23 protein-coding genes and 2 tRNA genes are annotated in these 23,968 nt (G+C 68.4%); 3 read left to right on the forward strand and 22 right to left on the reverse strand.

Going from position 1 to position 23,968, the window contains the following annotated elements; genetic code table 11:
• Positions 1-3: 3 nt before the first annotated feature.
• The 7 genes from deoC to AB3M82_RS12055 form a co-directional block, all read right to left on the reverse strand.
• Positions 4-1,005: a deoxyribose-phosphate aldolase gene (deoC, locus tag AB3M82_RS12025; RefSeq protein WP_412958180.1), complete on the reverse strand. Its 1,002-nt coding sequence runs from the start codon at positions 1,003-1,005 to the stop codon at positions 4-6.
• On the reverse strand, positions 1,002-1,937 hold the full coding sequence (locus tag AB3M82_RS12030; protein ID WP_412958181.1) for a sugar-binding transcriptional regulator: 936 nt from the start codon (positions 1,935-1,937) through the stop codon (positions 1,002-1,004). Before AB3M82_RS12030 ends, deoC begins: the two co-directional genes overlap by 4 nt.
• 153 nt (positions 1,938-2,090) lie before the next feature.
• A complete protein-coding gene (locus AB3M82_RS12035) occupies positions 2,091-2,732 on the reverse strand; it encodes an ATP-dependent Clp protease proteolytic subunit (RefSeq protein WP_412958182.1) in 642 nt (213 codons plus the stop codon).
• 20 nt (positions 2,733-2,752) lie between these two features.
• Positions 2,753-3,343 (reverse strand): ATP-dependent Clp protease proteolytic subunit, encoded by a 591-nt coding sequence (locus AB3M82_RS12040; RefSeq protein WP_412958183.1) that lies wholly within the window; start codon positions 3,341-3,343, stop codon positions 2,753-2,755.
• An 81-nt stretch (positions 3,344-3,424) separates the two neighbouring features.
• Positions 3,425-3,919, reverse strand: coding sequence for a tetratricopeptide repeat protein (locus AB3M82_RS12045; RefSeq protein WP_412958184.1), 495 nt, complete (start codon positions 3,917-3,919; stop codon positions 3,425-3,427).
• Between the two features lie 70 nt (positions 3,920-3,989).
• Positions 3,990-5,450, reverse strand: coding sequence for a trigger factor (tig, locus tag AB3M82_RS12050; RefSeq protein WP_412958185.1), 1,461 nt, complete (start codon positions 5,448-5,450; stop codon positions 3,990-3,992).
• A gap of 61 nt (positions 5,451-5,511) precedes the next feature.
• Positions 5,512-5,585 (reverse strand) — tRNA-Pro (locus AB3M82_RS12055).
• 104 nt (positions 5,586-5,689) lie between these two features.
• Between AB3M82_RS12055 and AB3M82_RS12060 the strand changes: the two genes are divergently transcribed.
• Both AB3M82_RS12060 and AB3M82_RS12065 read left to right on the forward strand, forming a co-directional pair.
• Positions 5,690-5,763, forward strand: a tRNA-Gly gene (locus tag AB3M82_RS12060).
• A 110-nt stretch (positions 5,764-5,873) separates the two neighbouring features.
• Positions 5,874-7,085 carry a hypothetical protein gene (locus tag AB3M82_RS12065; protein WP_412958186.1) on the forward strand — a complete coding sequence of 404 codons (1,212 nt, stop codon included), beginning with the start codon at positions 5,874-5,876 and terminating at the stop codon, positions 7,083-7,085.
• A gap of 69 nt (positions 7,086-7,154) precedes the next feature.
• Here AB3M82_RS12065 and AB3M82_RS12070 read toward each other — a convergent pair whose 3' ends face one another.
• From AB3M82_RS12070 to AB3M82_RS12120, 11 genes are all read right to left on the reverse strand, one after another.
• On the reverse strand, positions 7,155-7,508 hold the full coding sequence (locus tag AB3M82_RS12070) for an RNA polymerase-binding protein RbpA (protein ID WP_412958187.1): 354 nt from the start codon (positions 7,506-7,508) through the stop codon (positions 7,155-7,157).
• Positions 7,508-7,756 carry a preprotein translocase subunit SecG gene (gene secG / locus AB3M82_RS12075; protein WP_247622132.1) on the reverse strand — a complete coding sequence of 83 codons (249 nt, stop codon included), beginning with the start codon at positions 7,754-7,756 and terminating at the stop codon, positions 7,508-7,510. Before secG ends, AB3M82_RS12070 begins: the two co-directional genes overlap by 1 nt.
• 81 nt (positions 7,757-7,837) lie before the next feature.
• Positions 7,838-8,629 carry a triose-phosphate isomerase gene (gene tpiA, locus AB3M82_RS12080; RefSeq protein ID WP_412958188.1) on the reverse strand — a complete coding sequence of 264 codons (792 nt, stop codon included), beginning with the start codon at positions 8,627-8,629 and terminating at the stop codon, positions 7,838-7,840.
• Positions 8,620-9,834, reverse strand: coding sequence for a phosphoglycerate kinase (locus AB3M82_RS12085; protein WP_412958189.1), 1,215 nt, complete (start codon positions 9,832-9,834; stop codon positions 8,620-8,622). The genes tpiA and AB3M82_RS12085 overlap by 10 nt, the downstream gene beginning before the upstream one ends.
• A gap of 10 nt (positions 9,835-9,844) precedes the next feature.
• On the reverse strand, positions 9,845-10,849 hold the full coding sequence (gene gap / locus AB3M82_RS12090; RefSeq protein ID WP_412958190.1) for a type I glyceraldehyde-3-phosphate dehydrogenase: 1,005 nt from the start codon (positions 10,847-10,849) through the stop codon (positions 9,845-9,847).
• Positions 10,850-10,952: 103 nt separating this feature from the next.
• Positions 10,953-11,579 carry a superoxide dismutase gene (locus tag AB3M82_RS12095; RefSeq protein ID WP_412958191.1) on the reverse strand — a complete coding sequence of 209 codons (627 nt, stop codon included), beginning with the start codon at positions 11,577-11,579 and terminating at the stop codon, positions 10,953-10,955.
• A gap of 197 nt (positions 11,580-11,776) precedes the next feature.
• Positions 11,777-12,754 (reverse strand): DNA-binding protein WhiA, encoded by a 978-nt coding sequence (whiA, locus tag AB3M82_RS12100; RefSeq protein WP_412958192.1) that lies wholly within the window; start codon positions 12,752-12,754, stop codon positions 11,777-11,779.
• 67 nt (positions 12,755-12,821) lie between these two features.
• A complete protein-coding gene (gene rapZ / locus AB3M82_RS12105) occupies positions 12,822-13,694 on the reverse strand; it encodes an RNase adapter RapZ (protein ID WP_412958193.1) in 873 nt (290 codons plus the stop codon).
• A 36-nt stretch (positions 13,695-13,730) separates the two neighbouring features.
• Positions 13,731-15,620, reverse strand: coding sequence for an excinuclease ABC subunit UvrC (gene uvrC / locus AB3M82_RS12110; protein ID WP_412958194.1), 1,890 nt, complete (start codon positions 15,618-15,620; stop codon positions 13,731-13,733).
• Positions 15,620-18,508 (reverse strand): excinuclease ABC subunit UvrA, encoded by a 2,889-nt coding sequence (gene uvrA, locus AB3M82_RS12115; RefSeq protein WP_412958195.1) that lies wholly within the window; start codon positions 18,506-18,508, stop codon positions 15,620-15,622. Before uvrA ends, uvrC begins: the two co-directional genes overlap by 1 nt.
• Positions 18,509-18,568: 60 nt before the next feature.
• Positions 18,569-19,003, reverse strand: a complete 435-nt coding sequence (locus tag AB3M82_RS12120; protein WP_412958196.1) for a MarR family winged helix-turn-helix transcriptional regulator — start codon at positions 19,001-19,003, stop codon at positions 18,569-18,571.
• Between the two features lie 44 nt (positions 19,004-19,047).
• Between AB3M82_RS12120 and AB3M82_RS12125 the strand changes: the two genes are divergently transcribed.
• Entirely contained in the window at positions 19,048-19,290 is a 243-nt protein-coding gene (locus tag AB3M82_RS12125) for a hypothetical protein (protein WP_412958197.1), read from the forward strand.
• A 15-nt stretch (positions 19,291-19,305) separates the two neighbouring features.
• Here AB3M82_RS12125 and AB3M82_RS12130 read toward each other — a convergent pair whose 3' ends face one another.
• From AB3M82_RS12130 to rpsA, 4 genes are all read right to left on the reverse strand, one after another.
• The gene (locus tag AB3M82_RS12130) at positions 19,306-19,629 is read right to left on the reverse strand and encodes a TfoX/Sxy family protein (protein ID WP_412958198.1); all 324 of its coding nucleotides are present in this window, start codon (positions 19,627-19,629) and stop codon (positions 19,306-19,308) included.
• 21 nt (positions 19,630-19,650) lie between these two features.
• Positions 19,651-21,723 (reverse strand): excinuclease ABC subunit UvrB, encoded by a 2,073-nt coding sequence (uvrB, locus tag AB3M82_RS12135; protein ID WP_412958199.1) that lies wholly within the window; start codon positions 21,721-21,723, stop codon positions 19,651-19,653.
• Positions 21,724-21,792: 69 nt separating this feature from the next.
• Positions 21,793-22,392, reverse strand: coding sequence for a dephospho-CoA kinase (gene coaE / locus AB3M82_RS12140; RefSeq protein WP_412958594.1), 600 nt, complete (start codon positions 22,390-22,392; stop codon positions 21,793-21,795).
• A gap of 72 nt (positions 22,393-22,464) precedes the next feature.
• Entirely contained in the window at positions 22,465-23,919 is a 1,455-nt protein-coding gene (rpsA, locus tag AB3M82_RS12145; RefSeq protein ID WP_412958200.1) for a 30S ribosomal protein S1, read from the reverse strand.
• Positions 23,920-23,968 lie beyond the last annotated feature (49 nt).

Below are 23,968 nucleotides of genomic sequence, written 5' to 3' on the forward strand. Positions count from 1 at the left end.
CAGTCAGTCGATGGTGACGTAGTCGGGGCCGGAGTAGTGGCCGGTGGTGAGCTTCTGGCGCTGCAGGAGCACGTCGTTGAGCAGGCTCGATGCGCCGAAGCGGAAGAGGTGCGGCACCAGCCACTCCTCCCCCACGGTCTCGGCGACCGTCACCAGGTACTTGATCGCATCCTTCGATGAGCGGATGCCGCCGGCGGGCTTCACGCCGATCCTCTCGCCCGTCGCCCGGTGCCAGTCGCGCACGGTCTCCAGCATGAGCAGGGTCGTCGGCAGCGTCGCGGCGGGCTGCACCTTGCCGGTGGAGGTCTTGATGAAGTCGCCGCCGGCGAGGATGCCGAGCCACGAGGCGCGCTTGATGTTGTCGTAGGTCGTGAGCTCGCCGGTCTCAAGGATCACCTTGAGGGACGCGTATGTCCCGTCCTCGCGACGGCACGCCTCCTTCACGCGCGCGATCTGCTCGAACACCAGACCGTAGCGGCCGGCGAGGAACGCGCCGCGATCGATGACCATGTCGATCTCATCGGCGCCTGCGGCGACGGCCGCCGCGGTGTCGGCGAGCTTGATCTCGAGCGACGAGCGGCCGCTCGGGAAGGCCGTCGCGACGGCCGCGACCGAGATGAGTCCGTCGTCCGGGTCGCCGTGCATCGCGCCGAGGGCGCTCACGGCGTCTCCCACCATGTCTCCGTACACGCAGACGGCGGCGACCTTCGGCGTGCTGGGGTCGGCCGCATCCGGGTTCTTCGCCTTCGCCACCAGCGAGCGCACCTTGCCCGGGGTGTCCGAGCCCTCCAGCGTGGTGAGGTCGATCAGGCGGATGATCGTGTCGAGAGCCCAGGCCTTCGACGTCGTCTTGATCGAACGCGTGCCGAGGCCGGCCGCGCGCTGCTCGAGCCCGACCGCGTCGACACCGGGAAGGCCATGCAGGAAACGGCGCAGCGTGGCGTCGTCGGGGTCACCCCCGAGAACGTCCACCGCCGTCCGGCGGGCGAGTTGATTGGTCGTCATCGTTCCTCCAACAATGCTCGTGCTGTGGTCTCATCTGTCACCAGTACCCCGCAGAGGCCACTCGTGACCACGGTGCGGGCGATGTCGTGCTTGGCGGGTCCGGCCGTGACGAAGATCGCCTTCTCGGCTCCGCGCAGGTGGTCGAGGTGGACGCCGACCGTTCGGGCGTCGAGCTCGGAATCCACGATGTTGCCCTCGGCGTCGACGTAGCGTCCGAGCACGTCCCCGACCGCTCCGCGCCGGGCCAGCTCCTCGACGTCCTCGGCGCTGAGGTAGCCGTTCTCGACATGCGCCGAGGAGGCGTCGCAGGGCCCCGCCGTGAAGAGGAAGGCCTGCGCGGCCGCAGCCTCTTCGAGGACGGCGGCCACCGTGCGATCCGCCTCGATGGCCCGCTTGGTCTCGACGCGTTCGAGGATGGCCGGGCTGGGCAGCAGGGAGACCTGTCCAGACGCGCGTTGGGCGATCGTCACGGCGAGACCGGCGGCGCCCCCGGAGCGCCGGTTCAGGCTCACGCCTCCGTTGAGCTGCACCACGGTGACCCCGCTCGCCCATCCGTCCGGCAGCGCCTCGGCGACGGCGCGGAGCGTCCGTCCCCAGCTGACGCCGAGCGTGCGCGGCACCGGCCGGAGAGCGGTCAGCAGGTCTGCGGCGGCCTGGGCCACCCGCTCGAGGGTTCCGTCGTCGCCGTCCGGAGCGGGTACGACGACGGCGTCCGACAACCCGAAGCGCTCGACCAGCTGGCGCTCCAGCCCGAGTCGACGGGCGCGGGGATGGATGATCTCGATGCGCACGATCCCGCGCTCGCGAGCCTGGGTGAGCAGTCGCCCGACCTTCCAGCGGGAGATCTTGAGGAGGCCGCCGATCTCGTCCTGCGTCTTGTCCTCGTCGTAGTACAGCTCGGCGACGCGGACCATCAGCAACTCGTCTTCCACGGCAACCTCCTCTCCCTGTCCAGCGTACGGCTGTTCCCGCGTTGGCGCACGTTGCTGCTCATATGAGCGAAGCGGCCGTCCGGCGTGCAACATCTGCCGGGTACGAGGAAGGGGCGGTGACCTTATGGCCACCGCCCCTTCGATCGAACAGGATCAGACGCGCTTGCGTGTCGTGAGCACCTGGTCGACGATGCCGTACTCGAGCGCCTCGCTCGCCGAGAGGATGTTGTCGCGATCGATGTCGCGGTTCACCTCTTCGACCGACTTCTTGGTGTGCGATGCGAGCGTCTCTTCGAGCCAGGTGCGCATGCGGAGGATCTCCGCGGCCTGGATCTCGATGTCGGACGCCTGGCCGTGCCCCGCCTCGCCCATCGCGGGCTGGTGGATCAGCACGCGAGCGTTCGGCAGGGCGAGACGCTTGCCGGGTGCACCCGCCGCGAGCAGCACGGCGGCCGCCGAGGCGGCCTGACCGAGCACCACCGTCTGGATCTGCGGGGCGACGTACTGCATCGTGTCGTAGATCGCGGTCATGGCGGTGAACGAGCCACCGGGCGAGTTGATGTACATCGTGATGTCGCGCTCGGAGTCCTGGCTCTCCAGGACGAGCAGCTGTGCCATCACGTCATCGGCGGAGGCGTCGTCGACCTGGACCCCGAGGAAGATCACACGGTCCTCGAACAGCTTGTTGTACGGGTCCTGACGCTTGAAGCCGTAGGCCGTGCGCTCCTCGAACTGCGGGAGGACGTAGCGGCTCGAAGGCAGGTTGCCGGCGGACTGGAAGGTGGGTGTGTACATGCGTGGTCCTCTCGAATCCGTCACTCGGCTGCCGTGCCGCCGCCGCCGGTGACATCACTGGCGTGCTCGCGGATGTGGTCGACGAAGCCGTACTCGAGGGCCTCTTCCGCCGTGAACCAGCGGTCCCGGTCGCCGTCGGCGTTGATCTGCTCGACCGGCTTGCCGGTCTGTCCTGCCGTGATCTCGGCGAGACGCTTCTTCATCGAGAGGATCAGCTGCGCCTGCGTCTGGATGTCGCTCGCCGTGCCGCCGAAGCCGCCGTGCGGCTGGTGCAGCAGCACGCGCGCGTTGGGCGTGATGTACCGCTTGCCCTTCGTGCCGCTGGTCAGCAGCAGCTGACCCATCGACGCGGCCATGCCGATCCCCACGGTGACGATGTCGTTCGGGACGAACTGCATCGTGTCGTAGATCGCCATGCCGGCCGTGATCGAGCCGCCGGGCGAGTTGATGTAGAGGTAGATGTCCTTCTCGGAGTCCTCTGCGGCGAGAAGTAGGATCTTCGCGCAGATCTCGTTGGCGTTCTCGTCGCGCACCTCCGACCCGAGCCAGATGATGCGATCCTTGAGCAGCCTGTCGAAGACGCTCGTCGCGAGGAGGGGTTCTGCAGCCATGTCAGCTCCTGATTCCGTGTTTCCGTGCTTCGAATCTACCGGCGCCGACGCAGCGGCCAGGCCGTGTTCGCCGTGGGCATATCAGGTGTCGAGATCCGCGATTTCGAGGGCGTACGCGGTCATCGACCGGTGATAGCGCGGCAGATGCGGGACCAGCGCGAGGAGGGCGACCGACAGGCCGTGCGCCGGGCGACCGGAGCTCGCCAGGACGAGCGCCTCCACGGTGGCGATCGCGTCGCGGTACCGCCCGTCCGGATGGGCCTCCTGCTCGGCGCGGATGACGTCCAGCGCGGCTTCGTGCTCTCCGACGTTGCGCAGGGAGCTCGCCAGCTGCACGACGCACTGCGGACGATGCTCCTCGTCGAGTCCCAGCTGCATCGCGCGTCGATAGAGCTCGATCGCCTCCTCGGGCCGTCCCGCCGAGTCGCGCGCGCCCGCCCTCTCGAACTCCGCCCGTGCGTCGTCCCGGCCCCGCTCCTCGGCGAGGGCGTCGATCCGCGCGATGACGTCGTCGTCGTCGAGGTCGCCGGCGGCATCCGCCCAGACGTCGTCGATGCGTTCGTCCCAGCTCTTCATCACTCTCCGCTTCCCGATGAGAAAGGGGCGGATGCCGCAGCATCCGCCCCTCTCGTCGATCGTCGTGCGATCACTCGGCCTTGTCGGCCGCCTTCTTCTTGGCGGGAGCCTTCTTGGCAGGCTTCTCGGCGGGAGCCTCCTCGGCGGCCGCGTCGTCCTTCTTGGCGGCCGTCTTCTTGGCGGCGGGCTTCTTGGCAGCCGTCTTCTTGGCCGGCTTCTCCTCGGCCTCTGCCGTCTCGGCGGCCTCGTCCTCGTCGGTCACGACGAAGTCGGACAGATCGACGGTCTTGCCGTTGGTGTCGACGACCTTGACCTTGCCGAGGGCGATCGCGAGCGCCTTGTTGCGCGCGACCTCGCCGACGAGGGCGGGGAGCTGGTTCGACGACTGCAGCGCCTCGACGAACTCCTGCGGCGCCATGCCGTACTGCGCGGCGGACTGGATCAGGTACTGGCTGAGCTCTTCCTGCGAGACCTGCACATCGGCCTGCTCGGCGATGGTGTCGAGCAGCACCTGCGTGCGGAACTGCTTCTCGCTCGCCTCGGTGACCTCGGCACGGTGGACGTCGTCCTCGAGCCGGCCCTCGCCCTCGAGGTGGTTGTGCACCTCGTCCTCGATGAGCTGCGGCGGCACCGGGATCTCGATCTGCTCGAGCAGCGTCTCGACGAGCTTGTCGCGGGCGGCGGAGCCCTGCGTGAAGACACCCTGCTGAGCGACGCGCTCGGCGAGGCTGGCGCGCAGCTCGGCGATCGTGTCGAACTCGCTGGCGATCTGCGCGAAGTCGTCGTCGGCCTCGGGGAGCTCGCGCTCCTTGACAGCCTTGACGGTCACGGAGACCTCGGCCTCGGAACCGGCGTGGTCACCGCCGACCAGGGCGGAACGGAACGTGGTGTCCTCCCCCGCGGTGAGCGACTCGATGGCGTCGTCGATGCCCTCGAGCAGCTCGCCCGAGCCGACCTCGTAGGAGACGCCTTCGGCGCGGTCGATCTCGGCGCCGTCGATGGTCGCGACCAGGTCGAGCTCCACGAAGTCGCCCTTGGCTGCGGGACGGTCGACCGGGACGAGCGTGCCGAAACGGGCGCGCATGTTCTCGAGCTCCGCGTCCAGCGCGGCCTCGTCGGCCTCGACCGCGTCGACGGTGAGGGTGATGCCGTCGTACGCGGGGATCTCGATCTCGGGGCGCACATCGACCTCGATGTCGACGAGGAGGTCGCCGGAGAAGTCCTTCTCGCTCGGCCACTGCGTGATGTCGGCGGCCGGACGGCCGACGATGCGCAGCTTGTGCTCGGCGGTCGCGTCGCGGAAGAACTTGTCGAGCCCCTCGTTGACGGCGTGCTCGATGACGGCGCCGCGGCCGACGCGCTGGTCGATGATCGGCGCGGGCACCTTACCCTTGCGGAAGCCGGGGATCTGGACGTCCTGCGCGATGTGCTCGTAGGCGTGAGCGATGCTCGGCTTGAGGTCGTCCGGGGTGACCGTGATGGTGAGCTTGACCCGGGTCGGGGTCAGCTTCTCGACGGTGCTGTTCGCCATGCTGGTGTGTTCTCCTTGTGATTTCCGCGGTGCACCGCGGCGGTGAGCCGGTGGGGCCGTGTCGGGGCGACAGGAGTTGAACCTGCGACCTCCCGCTCCCAAAGCGGGCGCTCTACCAAGCTGAGCTACGCCCCGGGGAATCCGCGCGCAGATTCAGCCCCACCGAGTCTAACGGACGGGAGCATGCTCGACCGTCCGCTATGATCGTTGAGTCGGTCCGGCCCGTGAGGGCTCGTTCCGGGGGTGTAGCTCAATGGTAGAGTCTCAGTCTTCCAAACTGATTGCGCGGGTTCGATTCCCGTCACCCCCTCCATCTTCGAAGGCCTCGCCCACGGCGGGGCCTTCTGCGTCTCGCCACGGATGCGGCGGTTCTCCTAGAATCGAGGCGTTGTCGGCGCGTCGGCGCCGACAGAGGGGGACGCCATGAGCGACGCAGACCGGGCGCACGGCGCGCCGCCGATCCAGCCCGGGTGGCACCAGTTGCCCGCCCGATTCTCCGGCGGGGACGGCATCCGGCGCCGCCGACGTCGTCGGCCCGGCCTCGTGCTCGGCATCCTCGGCGTCGTCCTCGCGGTGCTCGCCGTCGCCGGCGTCCAGCTCGGGGCCAACCTGCGCTTCGATGCGGCAGCCGAGGCACATGACACGGCACGAGCGGACGCCGTCTCCGCGCAGCGCGGCCTCGAGACCGAGACCGCCGATCTGCAGGCGACGACCGCGGCGGCGGACCGGCTTCTGGCCAACAACACCGGGCTTCTGATGGACGGCGTTCCGCTCGACGATCTCACGGCCGCCGTGGACGAGGCGAAGACCGCCACCGGCGCCGCGGAGGAGCTCGTCGGTGAGACCATCCCCTCTGCCGGGGAGAAGCCCGGATGGTTCTGGGAGCTGTTCGGCGCCGCCGACGGGCTGGACGCGGAATCGGCCGACGCGGACGAGCTCCGTTCCGACATCTCCGGGCAGTCGCCGACCCTTGCGGACGCCGAGGAATCCCTCACCGAGGCGGGCGTGACCGTGCTCTCCTCTGCTGCTGCAGCCGCCCCGGCCTTCGAGGCGGCGCACATCTCGGCCAAGAACCTCGATGTCATCGACCTCCGCTACGCCGCGGAAGACGCCACGGCCGTCGAGACGTTCGACGAGGACGCCGTGGACCGGTTCACCTCTCTCCAGACCGCGGCAGCGCAGGTCGCCGCGTCGCAGGATGCGGAGATGGCCGAGAAGCAGGGGCCGCTGCTCAACGCGCGCCTCGAGGTCGAGGCGTTCGCGCGGTCGCTCGCACCCGGCGTGCTGCTGGAGTTCGACTGGGCGCCGATCGTCAACGGCTACGGCGGAAGCGACAGCATGGGCGGCTACACGACCTGGTGGTGGGAAGAGCCGGACCGCGCGGTCATCCTGCTCTCGGATTCGGTGGCCGAGCAGTGGCCTCAGCCATGGAGCAAGGCCCTCGTGGCCCACGAGGTGGGTCACGCCATCAGCGTCAAGTGCGAGGACATGTACGACTCCTCCACCCAGGAGAGCATCGAGGCGTGGGCGACGGCCTGGGCGATCAGCATGGGCTTCTCGGACGACGCGAACGGCACCTGGGCGTACGGCGCGCCGCCGCAGAGCTACATCGACGCCGCCGCCGGCTGCCGCTGACGGGTACGAGAAGGGCCGCCACGATGCCGTGGCGGCCCTTCTCGTCGGAGTTGCTGGTTGACCCGAGTGCTACTGGCCGCGGCGTTCGCGCAGCTGGGTGAGAGCGTCCTCGAGCAGCTGCACGGCCTCTTCGTCCGTCCGACGCTCCTTCACGTAGGCAAGATGCGTCTTGTACGGCTCGTTCTTGGCCAGCGCGGGAGGGTTCTCCTTGTCGCGGCCGGCCGGCAGACCGGACTGCGGGTGGTCGATGATCTCGGGGATCTCGTCGTCGGGCAGCCCCGCAGCGAAATAGCGGACCGTCTCGTTGCCGAGACCGTCCCAGTACGACACCGCGATGCGGTCGGCGTGGTAGCCGTGGTCCTGCTCCCCCATCGGGCCGGAGCCGACGCGGGTGCCGCGGATAGCGTTGCCACCGGTAGCCATCAGATCACCTCGAACTTCGTGATGAGGCCGAGAGCGACGATCGCCACGAACCACGCCAGCGCCAGGACGACGGTGAAGCGGTTGAGGTTGCGCTCGGCAAGCCCCGAAGAGCCCACGGCGGACGACATGCCGCCGCCGAACATGTCGGAGAGGCCGCCACCGCGACCCTTGTGGAGCAGGATGAGAAGAGTCAGCAGGACGCTGGTGATACCCAGCACCACCTGCAGGACGAACTCGAGAATTGCCACGAGGAAAAGCCTTTCGCTGGGGCAGGAGCGCCCCCGTAACGGTCAAGTATACGGTGCAGCGGGGCCGGAACCCCGCTGCACTCACACGCCGACGTGCTTCTCGAAGCGGATGATCGCGGCGAACTCGTCGACGACGAGGCTCGCCCCGCCGACCAGAGCGCCGTCCACATCGGGCTCGCGCATGAAGCTGGCGATGTTCGCCGCCTTCACCGAGCCGCCGTAGAGGATGCGCGTGCGGGCGGCCGCCTCGTCGCCGAGGACCTCGGCGACCACGGCACGCAGGGCGGCGCACACGTCCTGCGCCTGCTGCGGCGTCGCCGCCTGGCCGGAGCCGATCGCCCAGACCGGCTCGTACGCGACCACGATGTCCGCGGTGCTTGGCAGACCCTGCAGAGCGGTCTTGAGCTGACCCGCGGGAACGGCGCTCGCGCCGAACTCCTCGAGGTCCTCCGCGGTCTCTCCGACGCAGATGACGGGGACGAGGCCGTGCGTGAGCGACGCCTTCACCTTGGCCGCGACGATCTCGTCGGTCTCGGAGTGGTACTCCCGACGCTCCGAGTGGCCGATGATGACGTACTTCGCATCGAGCTTCGCCAGGAAGGCGCCCGAGATCTCCCCGGTGTACGCGCCCGAGTCGTGCGCCGACACGTCCTGCGCGCCCAGCGCGAAGGGGATCTTGTCGGCGTCGATCAGCGTCTGCACGCTGCGGATGTCGGTGAACGGCGGGAAGACCGCAACCTCCACCGATCCGTCCTCGTGCTTGGCGTCCTTCAACGTCCAGTGCAGCTTCTGCACGAACGCGACCGCCTGCAGGTGGTCGAGGTTCATCTTCCAGTTGCCCGCGATCAGCGGGGTACGGGCGTTCAGGCCCATCCGAGCACCTCCAGGCCGGGTAGTTTCTTGCCCTCGAGGAACTCGAGGCTGGCGCCGCCGCCGGTCGAGATGTGACCGAACCGCTCATCGTCGAAGCCGAGCTGACGCACGGCTGCCGCAGAATCCCCGCCGCCGACGACGCTCAGGCCGTCAACCTCGGTGAGTGCCTGCGCGACGGCACGGGTGCCGTTGGCGAAGGCCGGGAACTCGAACACGCCCATCGGACCGTTCCAGAACACCGTCTTCGATCCGCGGATGACCTCGGCGAATCGGGCCGCGGTCTCCGGACCGATGTCCAGTCCGATGCCGGATGCACCGAAGGCGGTCGACTCGATCGCGTCGGCGGCGACGACCTCGTGGTCGGCGTCCGCGCTGAACGATGCGGCGACCACCACGTCGGTCGGGAGCACGAGCTCCACGCCGCGCTCCTCGGCCTCGCGGATGTAGCCGCGGACCGTGTCGAGCTGATCCTCCTCGAGCAGGCTGGACGCCACGTCGTGGCCCTGGGCCTTGAGGAAGGTGAACAGCATCCCGCCGCCGACGAGCAGCCGGTCGACCCGCGGCAGAAGGTGGGAGATGACGCCGAGCTTGTCGCTGACCTTCGACCCTCCGAGCACCACCGCGTAGGGGCGCTCCGGGTTCTCGGTCAGCCGGTCGAGCACCTCGAGCTCGGTCGCGATGAGCAGACCGGCGGCCGACGGCAGCAGCTGAGCGAGGTCGTACACGCTCGCCTGCTTGCGGTGCACCACTCCGAACCCGTCCGAGACCAGCACGTCGCCGAGCTTCGCGAGCTTCTCGGCGAAGGAGGCGCGCGTCGCGTCGTCCTTCGACGTCTCGCCCGCGTTGAAGCGGAGGTTCTCCAGCACGACCACCTCACCGTCGCCGAGGGAGCCCACGGCTTCCGCGGCCGACTCCCCCACGGTGTCGCGTGCGAAGGCGACGGGCTTGCCGAGCAGCTCCGACAGGCGCTGGGCGACCGGCTCGAGGCTGTATCGGGGATCGGGCGCCCCTTCGGGGCGGCCGAGGTGCGAGCAGACGACGACGCGCGCGCCGGCGTTGATCAGGGCGTTGAGGGTCGGCAGCGAGGCGCGTACACGGCCATCGTCCGTTATGACCCCGTCCCGCAGGGGGACGTTCAGGTCACAACGGACGATGACGCGCTTGCCCTCGAGCGAACCCAGGGAATCCAGGGTGCGCAGAGTCATGACGCGAGTCTCAGAGACGCTCTGCCACGTACTCGGTCAGGTCGACGAGACGGTTGGAGTAGCCCCACTCGTTGTCGTACCAGCTGGAGAGCTTGACCTGGTTGCCGATGACGCGGAGCAGGCCGGCGTCGAAGATCGACGAGTGCGGGTCGGTGACGATGTCGCTGGAGACGATCTCGTCCTCGGTGTACTTGAGGATGCCCTTGAGGGGTCCCTCGGCTGCGGCCTTGTACGCGGCCTTGATCTCGTCGATCGTGACCGGCGTCGCGGTGGTGATCGTCAGGTCGGTGATCGAGCCGGTGGGAACGGGAACGCGGAGCGCGAAGCCATCGAGCTTGCCCTTGAGCTCCGGCAGGACCAGGCCGATGGCCTTCGCCGCGCCGGTCGAGGTCGGGACGATGTTGATCGCTGCGGCGCGAGCGCGGCGGAGGTCGCCGTGCGGGCCGTCCTGCAGGTTCTGATCGGCGGTGTACGCGTGGACCGTCGTCATGAGACCCGTCTCGATGCCGAACGCGTCGTTGAACACCTTCGCGAGCGGCGCGAGGCAGTTGGTGGTGCACGAGGCGTTGGAGATGATGTGATCCGTCTCCGGGTTGTAGGTGTCCTCGTTCACGCCCATGACGATGGTCGCGTCGTCACCGGTGGCGGGTGCCGAGATCAGCACCTTCTTGGCACCGGCCTCGAGGTGCTTCTTGGCCAGCTCGGCCTTGGTGAAGAAGCCGGTGGACTCGATGACGATGTCGACGCCCAGCTCGCCCCACGGAAGGTTGGCGGGGTCGCGCTCCGCGAACGCCTTGATCTCGTTGCCGTTGACGGTGATGCTGTTCTCGTCGTAGCTCACCTCGGCGTCGAGACGCCCGGTGATCGAGTCGTACTTCAGCAGGTGCGCCAGGGTCTTGTTGTCGGTGAGGTCGTTGACCGCGACGATTTCGATGTCCGCTCCCTGCGCGAGAGCCGCGCGGAAGTAGTTGCGTCCGATACGGCCGAAGCCGTTGATACCGATCTTGACAGACACTCAGGTCTCCTGATTTCTCATGCGCGGATGCGCGGTTTCTGCGGGAGAAGCATGGACGACGGCGTCCCGACGGATCACGCGTCCGTCGGGACGCCCGTCTTGTTTACGACAGTACCAGCAGGCCTGCGGTCTGCTCGCGGGCGACCTGGAACCGCTGGGCGACGTTCTCCCAGTTGGCGATGTTCCACGCGGCCTTGACGTAGTCGGCCTTGACGTTCAGGTAGTCGAGGTAGAAGGCGTGCTCCCACATGTCGAGCTGGAACAGCGGCACGGTGCCCTGGGCCGTGTTCGACTGCTGGTCGAACAGCTGCTGGATGATCAGGCGGGCGCCGATCGGGTCCCAGCTGAGGACGGCCCAGCCGGAGCCCTGGATGCCGGTGGCTGCGGCCGTGAAGTGGGCCTGGAACTTCTCGAACGAGCCGAAGAACTCGTCGATCGCTGCGCTCAGCTCGCCCTCGGGCTGCCCGCCGCCGTTCGGCGAGAGGTTGGTCCAGAAGATCGAGTGGTTGACGTGGCCGCCGAGGTTGAAGGCGAGGTCCTTCTCGAGCTTGTTCACGTTCGCCAGGTTGCCGGAGTCGCGCGCCTCGGCGAGCTGCTCGAGCGCCGTGTTCGCGCCCGTCACGTAGGTCTGGTGGTGCTTGTCGTGGTGCAGCTCCATGATCTTGCCGCTGATGTGCGGCTCGAGGGCTGCGAAGTCGTAGGGGAGGTCGGGGAGCGTGTAGGTCGCCATATCGCTTTCATCCAATCCGCGCCGCGCCGCGGCGCTTGCCGATCCTCCGCGCCACCGAAGTGCGGCGTGGAGCAGACGTGTTTCTCATCCTACTGACGACAACGCGGGGCGGGACCCGATCCTTCCGCGGTGACGAAGAAAGCCGACCCCCGGGGTGGGGATCGGCTCGTCGACGGATGCCGTCGCTTCGTCTGCTCCTAGACGTCGAGACCGGCCGGCACCGCGGCCTCGGTGCCGGGGATGCCCTCCTGCTGCGCGCGCTTGTCGGCCATCGCGAGCAGGCGGCGGATGCGACCCGCCACGGCATCCTTCGTCAGCGGCGGGTCCGCGTGGTGCCCGAGCTCGTCGAGGCTGGCGTCGCGGTGCGCGAGACGCAGCTCCCCCGCGACCTTCAGGTGATCGGGCACCTCGTCGGCGAGGATCTCGAGGGCGCGCTCGACGCGGGCGCAGGCGGCGACGGCGGCCTGGGCGGAGCGGCGCAGGTTGGCGTCGTCGAAGTTGACGAGGCGGTTGACCCCGGCGCGCACCTCGCGGCGCTGACGGAGCTCCTCCCACGCGACGGCGGTCCGGTGGGCGCCCATCTCGGCCAGGATCGCCCGGATGGCCTCCCCCTCGCGGACGACCACGCGGGGCATGCCGCGCACCTCGCGCGCCTTGGCCGCGACGCCGAGACGGTGAGCGGCGCCGACGAGCGCCATGGCCGCCTCCGACGACGGGCACACGACCTCGAGCATCGCCGAGCGTCCGGGCTCGCTGAGCGACCCGGCGGCCAGGAAGGCGCCGCGCCACAGGCCGGCGAGCTCCGAACGCGATCCCGTGGTGAGTCGGTTGGGCAGTCCGCGCACGGGGCGCCGACGCTGGTCGAGCAGACCGGTCTGACGGGCGAGGGTCTCCCCCGACTCGATCACGCGGACAGCCCAGCGGGCACCGTCGTTCGCGGTGCTGGACTGGACCTGCGCGATCTCGGGACGCACGCCGTAGATCTCGGCCAGATCGCGCGCGACGCGGCGCGCGAGGGTCTCGGCATCCACCTCGGCCTCGACGGCCACACGACCGGCGATCGAATGCAGGCCACCGGCGAACCGGAGGATCGCGGTCACCTCCGCGACGCGCACCGTGGGCGGTGCGTTTCGGATGCTGACCAGCTCGGCCTTGACGTCGGTGGTGAGTGCCACGAGACTCCTTTTTCGTTCACGCGCCGGATCGCGACGCAAACGTCCAGCTTACCGGCTGGGCGAGCGCCTACTCACGCCCCAGGTCGCGGTGGCGGACGTTGACGGCGACGCCCGGGATGGCCGACAGCCGCCGCGCCAGCTCCTCCGACATGGCGACGGAGCGGTGCTTGCCGCCCGTGCACCCGATCGCGACCGTCGAGTGGCTCTTGTTCTCGCGCTGGTACCCCTCCAGCACGGGTGTCAGCGCTGCCGCGTACGCATCGAGGAACTCGGCCGCGCCCTCGCGTGACAGCACGTAGTCGCGGACCGACTCGTCCTGACCGGTGAGGCCGCGCAGCTCCTCGTTCCAGAACGGGTTGGGCAGGAAGCGCATGTCGGCGACGAGGTCGACGTCCGTCGGCAGCCCGTACTTGAAGCCGAAGCTGAGCAGGGTGAGCCGGTGCCGAGCCTGCCCGTCATCGGAGAAGAGCTCCGAGACCTGGGTCGCGAGCTGGTGGATGTTGAGGTTCGTCGTGTCGATGACGATGTCCGCCGACTCGCGGATGGGCGCCAGCCGCGATCGCTCACCGCGGATGCCGTCGAGCAGCGTGCCGCCATCTTGGAGCGGGTGCGGGCGACGGACCGCCTCGAACCGCCGCACGAGCACGTCGTCCGAGGCGTCCAGGAACAGGACCCGCACCGATCCCCGGGTGCGCAGCACGCGCGCCACTCCGGGGAAGTCGTCGAACAGGTTGCGTCCGCGCACATCGACGACGGCCGCCACCTTCGGCAGCGCGTCGCCGCCGAGGTCCGTCAGATCGATCAGGGGGCGGAGGATCTGCGGGGGCAGGTTGTCGACGACGTACCAGCCGAGATCCTCGAGGGCGTTCGCGACGGTCGTCCGCCCCGCGCCGGACATGCCCGTCACGATCAGGAACTCGCCCTTTTCGGACTCGGTCATCGTTCTCAACGCTCCCTCTTCGATGCAGCTTTCAGCCTAGCGAGTCGAGAGGTGGGTATGGATGTTCTGAGCCAGCACCGGGCCGATGCCCTGCACCTCTTCGATGGCCCCGGGTTCTGCGGCTCGCAGCGCGGTCACGGAGCCGAAGTGCTTGAGGAGCACCTTGATGCGAGCGGCGCCGAGGCCCGGCACTTCGGCGAGGACGGTGGTGATGTCGTTCTTCCGCTTCTTGCGCTGATGCGTGATGGCGAAGCGATGCGCCTCGTCGCGCAGGCGCTGCAGCAGATACAGCGACTCGCTGGTGCGCGGAAGGATGACCGGGAAGTCCTCGCCCGGCAGCCAGACCTCCTCGAGCCGCTTCGCGATGCCGCAGACCGTGATCTCCGGGTGGCCGGCGTCTCGGAGCGCTCTCGCTGCCGCCTCGACCTGCGGCTTCCCGCCGTCCACGAGGAGCAGTTGCGGCCGGTAGGCGAACCGCGGTTTGCGCCGAGCGATCTCCTCCCCGTCGCCTGCCGCATCCTCGCCCTCCGCCGCGACCGGGTCCGGCCGGTCGAGATAGGCGAGCCGACGACGGAGCACCTGGTACATGGAGTCGGTGTCGTCGGTGGTCTCCGCGATGCCGAAGGACCGATACTGATCCTTCCGGGGCAGGCCGTCTTCGAACACGACCATCGACGCCACGACGTTGGTGCCGCCGAGGTGCGAGATGTCGAAGCACTCGATGCGGAGCGGCGCCTCCTCCATGCCCAGCGCCTCCTGCAGATCGGTGAGCGCCTGTGTGCGGGCGACGTAGTCGCTGGTGCGCCGGGTCTTGTGCCGGATCAGCGCTTGTTGGGCGTTCAGGGTGGCGGTGCGCATGAGATCGGCGCGCTGGCCCCTCTGCGCGACCGTGACCTCGACCTTCTTGCCCCGACGCTCGCGGAGCCACAATTCGAGCTCGGGAGCGTCGTCCGGGAGGGTCGGGACAAGGATGCGTCGAGGGATGTCCTGGGAGTCGCCGTACGCCCGCTGAAGCACCTGGTCGACCAGTTCGGAGCCGGAGATGTCGATCTCCTTCTCGATGGTCATCGCGCGCACGCCTCGAACGCGCCCTCCGCGGATCACGAAGTGCTGCACGGCCGCAGCGAGCTCGTCCTCCGCGATGCCGAACAGGTCGGCGTCCTCATCGGAGGGCAGCACCAGCGCGCTCTTGCCCAGCACGGCCTCGATGGCGGTCAGCTTGTCGCGGTATCGGGCGGCGGCTTCGTAGTCCATCGCGGCGGAGGCGTCCAGCATCCGCCGGCGCAGCTCGCGGGTGAACCGCTCATCGCCTCCGGCCATGAAGGCGACGAAGTCGTCGACCATCGCCCGATGCTCCTCGATCGTGACCGTCATGGAGCACGGTCCGCCGCACTTCCCGATCTGGCCGGGGAAGCACGGTCGCCCCGTCTGCATGGCGCGCTTGTAGCTGGCGTCGCTGCAGGTGCGGATCGGGAACGCCTTGATCATCAGGTCGATGGTCTCGTGCACCGCCCAGACCTTCGGATACGGACCGAAGTACCGCGCCCCGGGGATCTTGTGGTTCCGCGTCACGATGACGCGCGGCGCCTCGTCGGCGAGCGTCACGGCCATGAAGGGATACGACTTGTCGTCGCGGTAGCGCACATTGAAGGGCGGATCGAACTCCTTGATCCACATGTACTCGAGCTGCAGCGAATCGACGTCCGTGGGCACGACCGTCCACTCCACGGACGCGGCCGTCGTCACCATCCGCCGGGTTCGTTCGTGGAGGGTGCGCAGGGGTGCGAAGTAGTTCGACAACCGCTGACGCAGATTCTTCGCCTTGCCGACGTACAGCACCCGCCCGTCGGCGTCGCGGAAGCGATACACCCCCGGGTCGGTGGGTATCTCCCCCGTCTTCGGCCGGTAAGGGAGGACGTCGGCCACTAGCTGGCCTTCCGCGCCGCGCGACCTTCCCCGAGGATCTCGGCGAGGAACTGGCCGGTGTGGCTCTCCTCGACGCGAGCGATCTGCTCGGGCGTGCCGGTGGCGAGGATCTCGCCGCCTCCGGAGCCCCCCTCGGGGCCGAGGTCGATGACCCAGTCGGCCGACTTGATGACGTCGAGATTGTGCTCGATGACGACGACCGTGTTGCCCTTGTCGACCAGACCGTTCAGCACCTCGAGGAGCTTGCGGACGTCTTCGAAGTGCAGACCCGTGGTCGGCTCGTCGAGCACGTAGATGCTGCGTCCGTTGCTGCGGCGCTGGAGCTCGGTCGCGAGCTTCACGCGCTGCGCCTCACCGCCCGACAGGGTGGTCGCGGACTGGCCGAGCCGGACATAGCCGAGACCCACGTCGACGAGCGTCTTCATGTACCGGTGGATGGCCTGGATGGGCTCGAAGAACTCGGCGGCCTCCTCGATCGGCATCTCGAGGACCTCGGCGATGTTCTTGCCCTTGTAGTGGACCGCCAGCGTGTCGCGGTTGTAGCGCTTGCCGTGGCAGACCTCGCAGTCGACGTACACGTCGGGGAGGAAGTTCATCTCGATCTTGATCGTGCCGTCGCCGGAGCACGCCTCGCAGCGACCGCCCTTGACGTTGAAGCTGAACCGACCGGGCAGGTACCCGCGGACCTTGGCCTCGGGCGTCTCGCTGAAGAGCGATCGGATGCGGTCGAACACGCCGGTGTAGGTGGCCGGGTTGGACCGGGGCGTCCGCCCGATCGGGGCCTGGTCGACGTGCACGACCTTGTCGAGGTTGTCGAGGCCCGTCACGCGCTTGTGCTTGCCCGGAACCGTGCGCGCGCCGTTCAGCCGGGATGCGAGCACCTGGTAGAGGATGTCGTTCACCAGGGACGACTTGCCGGACCCGCTGACGCCGGTCACGGCGGTGAGCACCCCGAGCGGGAACGACGCGTCGACGTTCTTGAGGTTGTTCTCGCGTGCTCCCACCACCTGGATCATGCGCTTGCGATCGAGCTTGCGGCGCTTCGCGGGGACCGCGATCTCGCGACGCCCGGACAGGTACTCCCCCGTCATCGACGAGCGGTCCGCGAGCAGGGCCTCGTAGGGGCCCGAGTGGACGACCTCTCCGCCGTTCACACCGGCGCCCGGGCCGATGTCGACGACCCAGTCGGCCGCCTCGATCGTCTCCTCGTCGTGCTCGACGACGATCAGGGTGTTGCCCAGATCGCGGAGCTTGATGAGCGTGTTGATGAGGCGCCGGTTGTCGCGCTGGTGCAGCCCGATAGACGGCTCGTCGAGAACGTAGAGGACACCGGTGAGGCCGGAGCCGATCTGCGTCGCGAGCCGGATCCGCTGGGCCTCGCCGCCCGAGAGCGAGCCGGCCGAGCGGCTCAGGTTGAGGTACGACAGCCCGACCTGGAGCAGGAAGTCCAGGCGCAGCCGGATCTCCCTCAGCACCTGCGCGGCGATCTTCGCCTCGCGCTCGGTGAGGACGAGCGCCTCCATGAACTCGCGAGCATCACTGAGGCTGAGGTGCGAGACCTCGGCGATCGAGTGACCGTGCACCTGCACGGCGAGCACCTCGGGCTTCAGACGATCCCCGTCGCACACCGGGCAGGGCACCTCGCGGAGGTACTCGCCCCACCGGCTGCGCTGGGTGTCTGATTCGGCCTGCAGGTACTGACGCTCGATGTACGGCACGACGCCCTCGAACCCGGAGGCGTAGCGCATCTCCCGGCCGTAGCGGTTCTTCCACTTGACCGTGACCTTGTAGTTCTCGCCTCGGAGCACCGCGTTCTGCACGTCCGAGTGGAGCTGGTTCCACGGGGTGTCGAGAGAGAAGTCGAGGTCTCGAGCCAGTCCCTCGAGCAGCCGCTCGTAGTACTGGAACAAGCCCTTCCCCTGGGTCGTCCAGGGGATGATGACGCCTTCGCGGATCGAGAGGTCCTCGTCGCCGAGCATCAGATCGACATCGACGGACATGCGGGTGCCCAGGCCGGAGCACGCGGGGCACGCGCCGAAGGGCGCGTTGAAGGAGAAGGTGCGCGGCTCGATCTCGGTGAGGGTCAGGGCATGCCCGTTCGGGCACGCGAGCTTCTCGGAGAACGACTGCCAGGCGTCGTCGCCCTCCTCGTCGACGAAGTTGACCTGCATGACGCCGCCCGCGAGTCCGAGCGCCGTCTCGACCGAGTCGGTGACCCGACCGAGGATGTCGTCGGAGGCGACCAGACGGTCGACCACGACGGCGATGTCGTGCTTGTAGCTCTTCTTCAGCGTCGGCGGCTCGGCCAGCTGGATCAGGTCGCCGTCGACGATCGCGCGCGAGTAGCCCTTGGCTCCCAGCTCGCGGAAGAGGTCGACGAACTCGCCCTTCTTCTGGGACACGATCGGCGCGACGATCTGATACCGCGTCCGCTCCGGCAGCTCCATGAGCTGATCGGCGATCTGCTGGACGGTCTGGCGCTGGATCTTGGCCCCGCACTCGGGGCAATGGGGCACGCCGATGCGCGCCCACAGGAGCCGCATGTAGTCGTAGATCTCGGTGATCGTGCCGACGGTCGATCGCGGGTTGCGGTTGGTGGACTTCTGGTCGATGGACACCGCGGGACTCAGCCCCTCGATGAAGTCGACGTCCGGACGGTCGACCTGCCCCAGGAACTGGCGCGCGTAAGCGCTCAGGGACTCGACGTAGCGGCGCTGGCCTTCGGCGAAGATCGTGTCGAAGGCGAGGCTCGACTTTCCCGAACCGGAGAGACCGGTGAAGACCACGAGCGAGTCGCGGGGGATGTCGATGTCGATGTTCTTGAGGTTGTGCACGCGGGAACCGCGAACACTGAGTTTTCCGGGGGTGGCGACGGGAACGATGGGCACCAGACAAGTCTACGAGGGGCCACCGACATCGGCTCCGCCGGGGGTTCGCGCTCAGCGTTCTCAGAGGCGCCGGCCGGCGAACGGCTCCAGGCCGTCGCGGAGGACGCTGATCTGCTCCTCGTCCATCCCGACCGCCTCCATGACCCGGCGCGGCACCTCGAGGGCGCGGACGCGGAGTTCGCGCCCGGCATCCGTCAGCCCGATCTGGAGTCGACGCTCGTCGGCCGCGCTGCGCTCGCGGATCACGAGACCGTCGAACTCCAACCGCTTCACGAGGGGCGACGCCGTGGCCGGATCCATGGCCAGGTCCGCGGCGAGGTCGTTCAGCGTCCGGGGAGCCCGCTCCCAGAGCGCCAGCATCACGAGGTACTGCGGATGCGTGAGGCCGAGCGGCTCGAGGATCGGTCGGTAGATGGAGACCACATTGCGCGCGGCCGTGACCAGCGCGAAGCAGAGCTGGTTCTCGAGACGGAGGAGCGCATCGGGATCGGTCACGGGTCCACGATACATGTGCCCTAATCGTTAGTACACTAATAGACATGTCGAAGGAATCGGACCGTCCCCCGCTCCGCACCCGGATCCGCGAAGCGGGCGGACTCTACTCGTGGGTGAACTCGAATCTCATCCGCTTCGCCGGACCCGCGTCGGTGGGACCCTACGAGAAGACGCCCCCGCCGACCGCGGCCGAGCGCGCCGAACGCGCGTGCCCGCTCTGCGGCGCGCCGATGACCGAGCACGAGATCGACCGCTCGGGGCCCAAGCCGATCATGCACTGCCCCTGAGCCCCGGGAGCGCCCTCATGCGCTCCCGGCGCGCCCCGCGTCGAGCCAGAACATCAACTGCTCGTCGTCGGCGATGATCTCGGCCGCCACGTCCAGCCACCGGGCACTCATCGTCTGTCTGCCCATCACGGCCCGCGAGACGCCCCGGCGCGCCAGCAACGCCTCCTCCTCGCCGGGCGGGACGCGAACCAGGAGCACTCCCCCGCGGCGGGCGGCTGCCAGGATGCGGCCCTCGGCGAGGAAGGCGCGAGTCCCGAACATCCGTCGCTCCTCGACCCCGTCGCCCATCGTCAGCAGCGCGCGGAGTCGATCCGCGAGCTCCTCGGCCGCTGCATCCATGGCATCCTCCTGGGCGACTCGCTACGCGTGCCCTGCCCGCTCCATCGCTCGGAGTTCCTTCTTGAGGTCCTGCACCTCGTCTCGGAGGCGTCCGGCGAGCTCGAACTTCAGCTCGCTCGCCGCCGCGAGCATCTGGTCGGACAGATCCTGGATCGTCGCCTCGAGCTGCTTGGCGCCCTCGGCGGCGATCCCTGTGCGTCGCAGGTTCGGCGTCGGCGACTTGCCCTTGCCGCTCGCACGGCCGCGTCCGGACATCATGTCGGCGGTGTCCGCTCCTTCGCGCGCCAGCACCTCGGTGATGTCCGCGATCCGCTTGCGCAGAGGCTGCGGATCGATGCCGTTCTCCGTGTTGTAGGCGATCTGCTTCTCGCGGCGGCGGTCTGTCTCCTCGATGGCCTTCGCCATGGAGTCGGTCACCTTGTCGGCATACATGTGCACCTGGCCCGAGACGTTTCGCGCCGCGCGACCGATCGTCTGGATGAGAGACGTTCCGGAGCGCAGGAACCCCTCCTTGTCGGCATCGAGGATGGCGACGAGCGACACCTCCGGCAGGTCGAGCCCCTCACGCAGCAGGTTGATGCCGACCAGCACGTCGTAGACGCCTGCGCGGAGCTCGCTCAGCAGCTCGACACGGCGCAGCGTGTCGACATCCGAGTGGAGATAGCGGACCCGCACCCCGTGCTCGCCGAGGAAGTCGGTGAGCTCCTCCGCCATCTTCTTCGTGAGGGTGGTGACGAGCACGCGCTCGTCTCGCTCGACCCGTAGCCGGATCTCCTCGAGCAGGTCGTCGATCTGCCCCTTCGACGGCTTGACGATGATCTCCGGGTCGACCAGACCCGTCGGGCGGATGATCTGCTCCACCACGCCGTCGGCGATGCCCATCTCGTACTTGCCGGGCGTCGCCGACAGGTAGACGGTCTGCCCGATGCGGTTCTTGAATTCGTCCCACCGCAGGGGCCGGTTGTCCATTGCGCTGGGCAGCCGGAAGCCGTGGTCGACGAGGGTGCGCTTGCGCGAGGCGTCGCCCTCGTACATCGCGCCGATCTGCGGCACGGTGACGTGCGACTCGTCGATCACGAGAAGGAAGTCGTCCGGGAAGAAGTCGAGCAGCGTATGGGGCGGCTCGCCCGGCATCCGACCGTCCATGTGCCGCGAGTAGTTCTCGATTCCCGAGCAGAATCCGAGCTGCTGCAGCATCTCGAGGTCGAACGTGGTCCGCATGCGCAGACGCTGCGCCTCGAGCAGCTTGCCCTGTCGTTCGAACTCGGCGAGACGCTCCTCCAGCTCGTGCTCGATCGTGCCGATCGAGCGCTGGATCACGTCGGTGCCGGCGACATAGTGCGACGCCGGGAAGATCGGGACCGCGTCCAGCTTCTCGATGACCTCGCCCGTCAAGGGGTGGAGCGAGTACAGCGCCTCGATCTCGTCGCCGAAGAGCTCGATGCGGATGGCGTGCTCCTCGTAGACGGGGATGATCTCGATGGTGTCGCCGCGCACCCGGAAGTTCCCGCGCGAGAAATCGACGTCGTTGCGGTTGTACTGCATCGCGATGAACTGGCGGATGAGCGCGTCGCGGTCGTACCGCTCCCCCACCTGCAGCGCCACCATGGCACGCAGGTACTCCTCCGGAGCACCCAGACCGTAGATGCACGAGACGGTCGACACCACGACGACGTCGCGCCGGCTCAGGAGCGAGTTGGTTGTGGAGTGGCGCAGACGCTCGACCTCGGCATTGATCGACGAGTCCTTCTCGATGAAGGTGTCCGTCTGCGGGACGTAGGCCTCGGGCTGGTAGTAGTCGTAGTACGACACGAAGTACTCGACCGCGTTGTTCGGCAGGAGCTCGCGGAACTCGTTCGCGAGCTGCGCGGCGAGGGTCTTGTTGTGGGCGAGCACGAGGGTCGGGCGCTGCACCTGCTCCACCAGCCAGGCGGTCGTCGCGGACTTTCCGGTACCGGTCGCGCCGAGCAGGACGACATCGGTCTCACCCGCGTTGATACGCGCCGCGAGGTCGGCGATCGCCTGGGGCTGGTCGCCGGCCGGGGCGTACTCGCTGATGACCTCGAAGGGACGGACACTGCGCGTGGTCTGCATCCCTCCAGCGTAGGCCGGGGGTCGGACATCCGGGTCGCGGGGCGCATGCCCAGAGCGAACGGACCGGCCTCAGCGCACGCTGAGGCGCTCCCAGAGGGCGTCGGTCTGCGCCTCGGTCTCCCCGAGCGAGCCCGCCGTGTCGATGACGACGTCCGCGACCGCCAAGCGCTGATCGTCGGGCACCTGCGCCGCGATGCGGTCCGCTGCGGCCTTCGGATCCATGCCCCGCAGCTCCACAAGCCGACGGAGTCTCTCGGACGCCGGGGCGTGCGCGACGACGATCAGGCTCCAGGGGTCGTCGACCCGTGCCTCGACGAGCAGGGGGACGTCATAGACGACCACGGCCTCGGCATCCGACGCGAAAGCGCGGTCGAAACGTCGCTGCGACTCGGCGCGCACGGCCGGGTGCACGATTTCGTTGAGGCGCCCGAGCAGTTCCGCGTCGCCGAACACCCGCGCGCCCAGCGCGGGACGGTCGAGCGCCCCCTCCGCCGTCAGCACGTCCTCGCCGAACGCCTCGACGATCTGCTCGAGCACCGGCCCCCCGGGGGCCTGGACGTCGCGGACGATCTGATCCGCATCGACCACGACGGCTCCGTGCTCGGCGAGGCGACGCGCGATCGTGGACTTTCCCGAGGCGATGCCGCCGGTCAGCGCGATGAGAGGCATGGCTCCCATCCTGGCACGGGACGAAGAACGGGCCGCCACCCGAAGGTGACGGCCCGTTCCGAGAGGATCCGCTTACGCGTTGCCGCCCGAGAGCTTCTCGCGGAGAGCCGCGAGAGCCTCGTCGTCCGCGAGCGTGCCCGCGCCGGCGGTCTCGCTCGAGAAGGTCTGGCCGCCGAAGTCCTCGCCGGCAGCAGCCTCGGCCTCGGCCGCCTTGGTGACCTGAGCCTTGTGGGCCTCCCAGCGAGCCTGGGCCGCAGCGTACTCCTGCTCCCATGCCTCGCGCTGAGCGTCGAAGCCTTCCTTCCAGGCACCGGTCTCGGCGTCGAAGCCCTCCGGGTACTTGTACTCGCCGTTCTCGTCGTACTCCGCGACCATGCCGTAGAGGGCCGGGTCGAACTCGGTGCCGTTGGGGTCGACCGACTCGTTGGCCTGCTTCAGCGACAGCGAGATGCGACGACGCTCGAGGTCGATGTCGATGACCTTGACGAAGACCTCTTCGCCGACCGACACGACCTGCTCGGCGAGCTCGACGTGCTTGCTGGAGAGCTCGGAGATGTGAACGAGGCCCTCGATGCCGTCTGCGACGCGCACGAACGCACCGAACGGGACGAGCTTGGTGACCTTACCCGGCGTGACCTGACCGATCGCGTGGGTACGGGCGAACACCTGCCACGGGTCTTCCTGCGTCGCCTTGAGCGACAGCGAGACGCGCTCGCGGTCGAGGTCGACCTCGAGGATCTCGACGGTGACCTCCTGGCCCACCTCGACGACCTCGGAGGCGTGCTCGATGTGCTTCCAGGAGAGCTCGGAGACGTGCACGAGGCCGTCCACGCCGCCCAGGTCGACGAACGCACCGAAGTTGACGATCGACGAGACGACGCCCTTGCGGACCTGACCCTTGTGCAGGTTGTTCAGGAACGTGGTGCGCGACTCCGACTGCGTCTGCTCGAGCAGCGCGCGGCGGCTGAGGACGACGTTGTTGCGGTTCTTGTCGAGCTCGAGGATCTTGGCCTCGATCTCCTGGCCGAGGTACGGCGTGAGGTCGCGGACGCGGCGCAGCTCGATGAGCGAGGCCGGCAGGAAGCCGCGGAGGCCGATGTCGACGATGAGTCCACCCTTGACGACCTCGATGACGGTGCCGGTGACGACTCCGTCGTTCTCCTTGATCTTCTCGACGTCGCCCCAGGCGCGCTCGTACTGGGCGCGCTTCTTGGAGAGGATCAGTCGGCCTTCCTTGTCCTCCTTCTGGAGAACGAGCGCCTCGACCTGATCGCCGACGGCGACGACCTCGTTGGGGTCGACGTCGTGCTTGATCGAGAGCTCGCGCGAGGGGATGACGCCCTCGGTCTTGTAGCCGACGTCCAGCAGAACCTCATCGCGGTCGATCTTGACGATCGTGCCCTCGATGATGTCGCCGTCGTTGAAGAACTTCAGGGTCTTCTCGACCGCGGCCAGGAAGTCCTCAGCAGATCCGATGTCGTTGATGGCGACCTGCTTGGTGGCCGGGGCGGTCGTTGCGGTAGTCATGTAGTGGGTTGTCCTTGTTGAATGGGAACTCGGGCTGGCAGCACAGGCC

This window comes from Microbacterium californiense, assembly GCF_047246625.1.
Classification (GTDB): domain Bacteria; phylum Actinomycetota; class Actinomycetes; order Actinomycetales; family Microbacteriaceae; genus Microbacterium.

What these genes read in the sequence shown, in the direction of transcription:
- tpiA (WP_412958188.1), bottom strand. Translation starts at nt 8,629, where the DNA reads ATGGGCCTGAACGCCCGTACCCCGCTGATCGCGGGCAACTGGAAGATG.
- AB3M82_RS12040 (WP_412958183.1), bottom strand. Translation starts at nt 3,343, where the DNA reads ATGGCTGCAGAACCCCTCCTCGCGACGAGCGTCTTCGACAGGCTGCTC.
- deoC (WP_412958180.1), bottom strand. Translation starts at nt 1,005, where the DNA reads ATGACGACCAATCAACTCGCCCGCCGGACGGCGGTGGACGTTCTCGGG.
- AB3M82_RS12045 (WP_412958184.1), bottom strand. Translation starts at nt 3,919, where the DNA reads ATGAAGAGCTGGGACGAACGCATCGACGACGTCTGGGCGGATGCCGCC.
- AB3M82_RS12130 (WP_412958198.1), bottom strand. Translation starts at nt 19,629, where the DNA reads ATGGATGCAGCGGCCGAGGAGCTCGCGGATCGACTCCGCGCGCTGCTG.
- tig (WP_412958185.1), bottom strand. Translation starts at nt 5,450, where the DNA reads ATGGCGAACAGCACCGTCGAGAAGCTGACCCCGACCCGGGTCAAGCTC.
- coaE (WP_412958594.1), bottom strand. Translation starts at nt 22,392, where the DNA reads ATGCCTCTCATCGCGCTGACCGGCGGCATCGCCTCGGGAAAGTCCACG.
- AB3M82_RS12085 (WP_412958189.1), bottom strand. Translation starts at nt 9,834, where the DNA reads ATGACTCTGCGCACCCTGGATTCCCTGGGTTCGCTCGAGGGCAAGCGC.
- AB3M82_RS12125 (WP_412958197.1), top strand. Translation starts at nt 19,048, where the DNA reads ATGTCGAAGGAATCGGACCGTCCCCCGCTCCGCACCCGGATCCGCGAA.
- AB3M82_RS12095 (WP_412958191.1), bottom strand. Translation starts at nt 11,579, where the DNA reads ATGGCGACCTACACGCTCCCCGACCTCCCCTACGACTTCGCAGCCCTC.
- rapZ (WP_412958193.1), bottom strand. Translation starts at nt 13,694, where the DNA reads ATGACCGAGTCCGAAAAGGGCGAGTTCCTGATCGTGACGGGCATGTCC.
- AB3M82_RS12070 (WP_412958187.1), bottom strand. Translation starts at nt 7,508, where the DNA reads ATGGCTACCGGTGGCAACGCTATCCGCGGCACCCGCGTCGGCTCCGGC.
- rpsA (WP_412958200.1), bottom strand. Translation starts at nt 23,919, where the DNA reads ATGACTACCGCAACGACCGCCCCGGCCACCAAGCAGGTCGCCATCAAC.
- uvrB (WP_412958199.1), bottom strand. Translation starts at nt 21,723, where the DNA reads ATGCAGACCACGCGCAGTGTCCGTCCCTTCGAGGTCATCAGCGAGTAC.
- AB3M82_RS12065 (WP_412958186.1), top strand. Translation starts at nt 5,874, where the DNA reads ATGAGCGACGCAGACCGGGCGCACGGCGCGCCGCCGATCCAGCCCGGG.
- AB3M82_RS12035 (WP_412958182.1), bottom strand. Translation starts at nt 2,732, where the DNA reads ATGTACACACCCACCTTCCAGTCCGCCGGCAACCTGCCTTCGAGCCGC.